The sequence below is a fragment of the Bacteroidota bacterium genome (assembly GCA_030706565.1).
Lineage (GTDB): Bacteria > Bacteroidota > Bacteroidia > Bacteroidales > JAUZOH01 > JAUZOH01.
In genome coordinates, this window is sequence record JAUZOH010000188.1 from 1 (window position 1) to 7,532 (window position 7,532).

Below are 7,532 nucleotides of genomic sequence, written 5' to 3' on the forward strand. Positions count from 1 at the left end.
AAATATACCTGTATGTATTTTGAAGTAAGAAAACGGGAAACAGTTCCCAGAAAACCACCCGCACCGATAATAAGAATTTGTCTAAACATCATTCAAAATTAAAATTATTCGAAAATAGTAGGAGTTATCAGCTTATTCAGGCGGCTAAAGGCTAACCCCATAGCCTTGCCTGCAAAAATATTAAAAATATTCAAATACTTCTTGTTCTTACAACATCTTAAATTTTATGATTTTATAAAATTAAATAGCTCATTAAAGAAATGCTTATTTTTGTGCTGAAATTTATTTTATAAAAACATCGAAGTAATGAGATTTAAAACTCTAATTTTTTTGTTAGCATTTTCTTTTCCCCAGATTGTTTTTTGCCAGCATTCCAGGTTTGTAAAAATAAAAGGGACAAGTTTCATCAATTCCTGGGGTGGTAATTTATATCTTAAAAGCGTGAGCCTGAACTATTGGCTTGACCCTGATCTTAAATTATTTCAGCCAGCTGAGAAAACAAACCTGAAATCCCTGGAAGATTTGACAAAAGAAGCTATGGATTCATACCCGTCAAAGATTTTCTGGCATACCTTTCAGGATAGTTTTATAACCAAAAATGATCTGATTTTCATCAAAGGTTTACAATTCAATACGGTGAATGTCCCTTTCGACTGCAGAATGTTTGCACCGGGAACTTACCTCGGGAATACCACTCCCAGAGGCTTTGAATTAGTCAACCGGCTGATACGCTGGAGCCATGAAATAGGTATGTACATAATCCTTGACATGCAGGTAAATAACATTCAAAATAAAAACCAACTGGAAAACTGCCTGAAAGCATGGCAAAACATTGCCAAAAGATATAACAATGAATCTTTAATTGCCGGTTTCTATGTTCACCCCGCTCCGGCGGATAGCCAACAAACAGATTATGCCCGTCAGGTTTTTTACAGGAAAATGATTGCTGCAATCAGGCAGTTTGATAAGAATCACATCATTTTCATCAACAAAAAGCCGGAAGATTCAGCTAAATTTTATGAAAAAACATTTGATTCCAAACTTGCCTGCATTTTCCAGTCTGATACCTGCCAGGAAACATTTAAAAAATTTACGGCTTTCCGTGAAAAATTCAACACCCCTGTCTTTCTGGATATAAGTGAAGGGGAAAACTACGAATGGCTGGAGAAAACATATATCCATGCTGAAAAGAACCAGATAGGCTGGAACTTCCAACCTTATAAAAGAATTGATGAATACGGTTGCTTGTTGCGCGTTGTACCTCCCGCCAATCCAGAACTGATCAATGAATTTTCAAAAGGTCAAACCAATTTACCTGATAATTTGGGAAAGGGGGGGCAAAATGCCGAAGAGATGAAAAAAATGTTACACCAATTTCTCGTTAATTGCAGGTTTATAAAATGCAAGCCTAATACGGAATGCATCAAAGCATTGGGACTATTAAGAGAATAATCAATCCCGAATAAAATATTGTTAAACGGTTATGAATTAATTATTTAGTATATGCTGATTATTCTGCATTTTTTAATTAATATTGCATAATTATTAATTGGTTTAATTTTTGAGGGAAAATAAATCAATATTATAAAGAATTAGATAGATTTTAAATATTACATCATGAAGCTGCATACTGATAAACTCGTAAAAAAATATAAATCCAGAACTGTTGTCAAAGAAGTTTCAATAGAAGTTGAACAGGGAGAAATTGTTGGTTTACTGGGGCCTAACGGTGCGGGCAAAACAACCTCATTTTACATGATGGTTGGATTGATTCGTCCGTACAGTGGCAAAATTTATCTGGATGACCTGGATATTACCCATGAGCCCATGTATAAAAGAGCCCAAAAAGGCATTGGTTACCTGGCCCAGGAAGCTTCCGTGTTCAGAACATTAAGTGTGGAAGATAATTTACGTGCTGTTCTGGAAATGACTAACCTTTCGAAAGCTGAACAAAAGGAAAAGGTTGAATCCCTGATCGAAGAATTCGGTTTGCAGGTGATACGGAAAAGCCGTGGAAACCAGCTTTCGGGTGGTGAAAGAAGAAGAACGGAAATAGCCAGGGCTTTGGCTATTGACCCGAAATTCATTCTTCTGGATGAGCCATTTGCAGGAGTTGATCCTATTGCTGTTGAAGATATTCAGTCAATAGTAGCCAAATTGAAGACCAAAAACATTGGGGTTCTGATCACCGACCACAATGTTCATGAAACACTTTCCATCACCGACCGTTCCTACCTGCTTTATGAAGGGACCATTTTAAAATCGGGTACTTCAGAAGAACTGGCAAACGATGAAGAAGTCAGGGAAAAATACCTGGGACAAAACTTTGAATTGAGAAATATAGTTCCTGTTCAATAATACCCCTAATTTTCGTGGCCGTGATTTGGGAATGTTATAAAATTCTTGTAGGTTTGTATTAATTTTCACAAAAAGTATAAGTATATGCAAACAATAGATCAATACGATTTCAAAGGTAAGAAAGCGATTGTCAGAGTCGATTTCAATGTGCCTTTGGATAAAAAGACCCTGGAAGTTACGGATGATACCCGTATCAGAGGTGCTTTGCCTACAATTAAGAAAATAATTGGTGATGGCGGTGCTGCCATTTTGATGTCTCACCTGGGACGCCCTAAATCAGGCCCGGAAGAAAAATTCTCCCTCAAACATGTTGTACCCCAACTTTCAAAATTATTAGGTCAGAATGTAAAATTTGCCGGCGACTGCATGGGTGATTCTGCCAAACAGATGGCTGCAGGTTTAAAACCAGGCGAAGTATTGCTGTTGGAAAATGTTCGTTTCTATGAAGAAGAAGAAGGGAAACCCCGTCTTCCTGAAACTGCTACTGACGAAGAGAAAAAAGAGGCCAAAGAAGAATTAAAGAAATCACAGAAAGAATTTACTGCAAAACTTGCCAGTTATGCCAATTGCTATGTAAATGATGCTTTTGGTACAGCTCACCGTGCACATGCTTCTACAACCTTGATCGCTAGTCATTTCCCCAATAACTCCATGTTCGGGTACCTGATCGAAAAGGAATTAAAAGCTATGGACAAAGTCCTCAAAGCTCCTGAACATCCTTTCACCGCAATCATGGGTGGTGCAAAAGTTTCCGACAAAATCATGGTGATCGAAAGAATGCTGGACATGGTCGACAACCTGATCATCGGTGGCGGTATGACTTATACCTTCATCAAAGCACAGGGTGGAAAAATCGGAAGTTCTCTTTGCGAAGAAGATAAACTTGACGTTGCCTTAGACGTCCTGAAAAAAGCCAAAGAAAAAGGCGTAAAAGTATATCTGCCTGTTGATGCCATCAATGCTGATAAATTTGATGCTGCGGCCAATACCAACGTGTCAAAAATTGATCAGACTCCCGACGGCTGGATGGGACTTGACATTGCTGACGAAACCATTAAGATATTCAGCGAAGTCATTGAAAATTCAAAAACTATTCTCTGGAACGGCCCAATGGGTGTTTTCGAAATGGATAAATTTTCAAAAGGAACCTCAGCCATTGCACAGGCTCTTGCCAAAGCAACTGCCAAAGGCTGCTTCACGTTGGTTGGTGGCGGAGATTCAGTTGCTGCTATCAACAAAAACAAACTGGCCGACAAAGTTAGTTTCGTTTCAACCGGTGGCGGTGCAATGCTCGAATACATGGAAGGTAAAGAACTTCCCGGTATCAAAGCCATCAGAGGTTAATTTACGGATTAAAATACACCCGGCAAACCGGGAATTTTATAACTCACATAAGCCTTCAGAAGTCAGTCTTTTGAAGGCTTATTTTTTAAGTACTTCTGAATAAAATTTGCATTTAGGTTAATAAGCTTATTTTCATTATTTTTGAATTATTTAAAAAAGAGAAAATGGATTACATCGAAATTTCAGGATACAAATCAATTAAATCTGAACGAATTGATTTGAAACCCATCAATATATTAATTGGGGCCAATGGAAGCGGGAAAAGTAACTTCATCTCCTTTTTCGAATTTTTAAGTCATCTGTATCATAGAAATTTAAATGAACATATTGCCTTATCAGGAGGCGAAAATAAAATTCTGCACAAAGGGCAAAAAATAACCGATACCATTTCATTTAAAATCGAATTTGATAATGGGAATAACGGCTACTCGGCAATCTTAAAATTAGGTACTGAGGGTTTTGTATTTACTGATGAACGATTAATTTATCAAAGTGCTAAGGGTAAGGATATCAGTCATCATGCTAATGAGGCCGAAATCAAGATTACTGATAATTCCAGCGCAAAGTACATTATTAAATATTTGGAGGGGCTCAGGATATATCATTTTCATGATACAAGCAATAAATCACCATTTACTACATACAGGCACATAGAAAATGATTCCTATTATTTATATGATAATGGATCAAATCTGGCAGCATTTCTGTATCACATCAAAAATGATGATAAAATTGTTTATAACAATATTATTAAAACAATACAGTCTGTTGCCCCATATTTCCTGGATTTTAGTTTTATCCCAAATCAAGAACAATATTTAAGATTACAATGGAAAGATAAATACAGCGATACAATATACGGAGCGACAGATTTATCCGATGGAACTATAAGATTTATTGCTTTAACAACATTATTTATGCAACCTGATTTGCCTGAAACTATCATCATTGACGAACCGGAACTGGGCTTGCATCCTTCAGCCATTGCAAAACTGGCTGGAATGATAAAGTCAGTTTCTGCAAAAGGCTGCCAGGTAATTATTGCTACCCAGTCGGCCGAATTAATCAGCCATTTTTCTCCGGATTCAATCATTACAGTTGACCAAATCGACGGTTGTTCAAAATTCAAGCGTTTAAATACCGAAGAACTTCAGCAATGGCTTGAAGACTATACTATTGACGACTTATGGAAACAAAATATAATAACTTCAGGTCAGCTAAATTTCTAAAATATGACAAGAGTTATTATCATCTGCGAAGGAGAAACAGAAAGAGAATTTTGCAATAAAATTTTATTCCCTCATTTTATAAAAAGAGAAATTTCTTTACAGGCTCCCCTCATAAAAAAATCAAGGGGAGGCATTACAAATTGGGAAAGTCTGAAAAAAGATATAATCAATTATTTAAAGGATGAAAATATTTACGTCACCACCTTAATTGATTATTACGGCATACAGAGCAAACATCATTTCCCGCAATGGGATGACGCAGAAAATGAACCTGATAAAAATATCCGTATGCAAATTCTGGAACAGGGAATGAAAAATGATATTGATGACTCAGTTCGGTTTCGTTTTCTGCCGTACATTCAATTGCATGAATTTGAAAGCTTATTGTTTATTGATATTAATACTTTTTACCTGAATTTTACTAAAAAAGACATCATTGGAATTGCTGAATTACAATCAATATTTGATAAACATAGCAATCCTGAAATGATAAATGATGGGAATGAAACGTCACCTTCCCACAGGCTGAGTAGAATTATTTCCGGATATGACAAAATTGTTTACGGAAATATTTTAGCTGAAGCTATTGGATTGGAAAGAATCAGATCAAAATGTCCCGGGTTCAATAGATGGATAAATAATATTGAAAATTTGAATTCCTGAACCAGGTTGCCTTTTTATTACAACAACATATGATAAAATAAACAAAAGTCAGCCTATATTTGTTATAATTTGACATGACTAAAGTCACAAAACATGAGTAATCCTAAAAATTTTCCCGAACATATTTATAACCTCAACAAGGAATTTTGCCAGCCGGTTCCTTCATTGGTCAAAACACAACAGTTCATCAATGAACTGATGTATTTTCTTTTTCCCATCAAAAGTGACCGGAACCGTTCACTCTACGAAATGAAGACAAAATGGAGCGAATTGAAAATTCATTTTCGTGAATTGCTTTTCCCCCTTCAAAAAGAACTGGAAAAACCTGTAGAAGAACTTACCACCATTTTTTTTCAATCTATTCCGGCTATACACATAAATCTGATAAAGGATGCGGAAAATTTTCTCAATTGTGACCCGGCTGCCTATTCGACCGAAGAAGTTATTCTTTGCTATCCCGGCTATTACGGGATTGCGGTATACCGCCTTGCGCATGAACTATATAAATTGAAAATACCGGTTATCCCCCGGGTAATCACCGAATATGCCCACGGTAAAACCGGTATAGACATCAACCCCGGGGCAACCATCGGAGAATTATTCTACATCGACCATGGAACAGGAATTGTAATTGGCGAAACGACCATCATAGGAAAATGTGTAAAAATTTATCAGGGAGTAACTTTAGGTGCACTCAGCGTTGCAAAACACATGGCCAATATAAAACGTCATCCTACTATTGAAGACAATGTGATCATCTATGCAGGAAGTACTATCCTGGGTGGAAAGACTGTAATTGGCCACGATTCCATCATCGGCGGTAATGTCTGGCTCACGGAAAGCGTTCAACCTTATTCCCTTGTCAGCCACAAACCCCAGACTTCCATCCGCGACAGTTTTAACTTTGAAGAACCCATTAATTTCGTAATATAGAGAACATTTAAAAACTGATACATAAAATTCAATTCAAATGATATTTCAAAATATTCTTCAAACAATCGGGAACACCCCAATTGTTAAATTAAACCGCTTATATCCCAATGACAGGGAGGTATACATTAAAGTTGAAAAAACCAATCCGGCCGGAAGTATAAAAGACCGTATTTCCCTGGCTATGATTGAGGATGCAGAAAAAGAAGGGATTTTAAAACCGGATTCAGTTATCGTTGAACCCACCTCGGGCAATACAGGTATTGGTTTGGCCATGGTAGCGGCCGTAAAAGGTTACAAAATAATCATTGTCATGCCCGAATCCATGTCGATTGAGCGCCGGAAGCTGATGTCGGCCTACGGGGCAGAGATTGAACTTACCCCACGCATTGGAGGCATGAAGGCAGCCATAGAAAAAGCCGAAGAGTTGGTCAAAGAACTTCCCCACGCCTGGATGCCTGCACAATTTGACAATCCTTCCAATTATAAAACACATATAAAAACTACTGCCCAGGAGATTATTAATGATTTTCCCAACGGGCTGGACTATTTGTTTACCGGGGTAGGTACAGGTGGACATCTTACCGGATGTGCCACGGCATTGAAAAAAGCATTCCCAAAATTAAAAGTATTTGCCATTGAGCCGGATCAATCGCCGGTAATTAGCGGAGGCAAACCCGCACCCCATGCCTTGCAGGGTATAGGTGCCGGATTTATCCCAAAAAATCTGCACCTTGAACTTCTCGACGGTGTCATTCCTATTAGCAAAGACGAAGCTTACGACTTTACGCGCAGGGTTGCCAGGGAAGAAGGAATAATGGTCGGCATTTCAACCGGTGCTTCATTGGCGGCCATCGACAAGAAGATATTAGAATTACCGGCAGGTTCCAAGATACTTACATTTGCCTATGATACCGGTGAACGCTATCTTTCCGTCATAGATTTATTTTAAGAGTTTAGATGTTCAATGATATGCCTTTGAGTGATTCCATTTTTTCCATAAAAACA

General features: G+C 37.7%; 7 protein-coding genes and 1 riboswitch. All 7 genes read left to right on the forward strand.

The window, feature by feature from the left end; genetic code table 11:
* Nucleotides 1-111: 111 nt before the first annotated feature.
* Nucleotides 112-174: riboswitch (Fluoride riboswitch) on the reverse strand.
* A gap of 156 nt (nt 175-330) precedes the next feature.
* The 7 genes from Q8907_10280 (at nt 331) to cysK (ending at nt 7,476) form a co-directional block, all read left to right on the forward strand.
* On the forward strand, nt 331-1,452 hold the full coding sequence (locus Q8907_10280) for a cellulase family glycosylhydrolase (protein MDP4274653.1): 1,122 nt from the start codon (nt 331-333) through the stop codon (nt 1,450-1,452).
* 165 nt (nt 1,453-1,617) lie between these two features.
* Nucleotides 1,618-2,358, forward strand: a complete 741-nt coding sequence (gene lptB / locus Q8907_10285) for an LPS export ABC transporter ATP-binding protein (GenBank protein ID MDP4274654.1) — start codon at nt 1,618-1,620, stop codon at nt 2,356-2,358.
* A gap of 84 nt (nt 2,359-2,442) precedes the next feature.
* On the forward strand, nt 2,443-3,702 hold the full coding sequence (locus Q8907_10290; GenBank protein MDP4274655.1) for a phosphoglycerate kinase: 1,260 nt from the start codon (nt 2,443-2,445) through the stop codon (nt 3,700-3,702).
* Nucleotides 3,703-3,866: 164 nt separating this feature from the next.
* Nucleotides 3,867-4,931 carry an AAA family ATPase gene (locus tag Q8907_10295; GenBank protein MDP4274656.1) on the forward strand — a complete coding sequence of 355 codons (1,065 nt, stop codon included), beginning with the start codon at nt 3,867-3,869 and terminating at the stop codon, nt 4,929-4,931.
* Between the two features lie 3 nt (nt 4,932-4,934).
* The gene (locus Q8907_10300) at nt 4,935-5,594 is read left to right on the forward strand and encodes a DUF4276 family protein (protein ID MDP4274657.1); all 660 of its coding nucleotides are present in this window, start codon (nt 4,935-4,937) and stop codon (nt 5,592-5,594) included.
* 93 nt (nt 5,595-5,687) lie between these two features.
* Entirely contained in the window at nt 5,688-6,527 is an 840-nt protein-coding gene (locus Q8907_10305; GenBank protein MDP4274658.1) for a serine O-acetyltransferase, read from the forward strand.
* 37 nt (nt 6,528-6,564) lie between these two features.
* Nucleotides 6,565-7,476: a cysteine synthase A gene (cysK, locus tag Q8907_10310; GenBank protein MDP4274659.1), complete on the forward strand. Its 912-nt coding sequence runs from the start codon at nt 6,565-6,567 to the stop codon at nt 7,474-7,476.
* Nucleotides 7,477-7,532 lie beyond the last annotated feature (56 nt).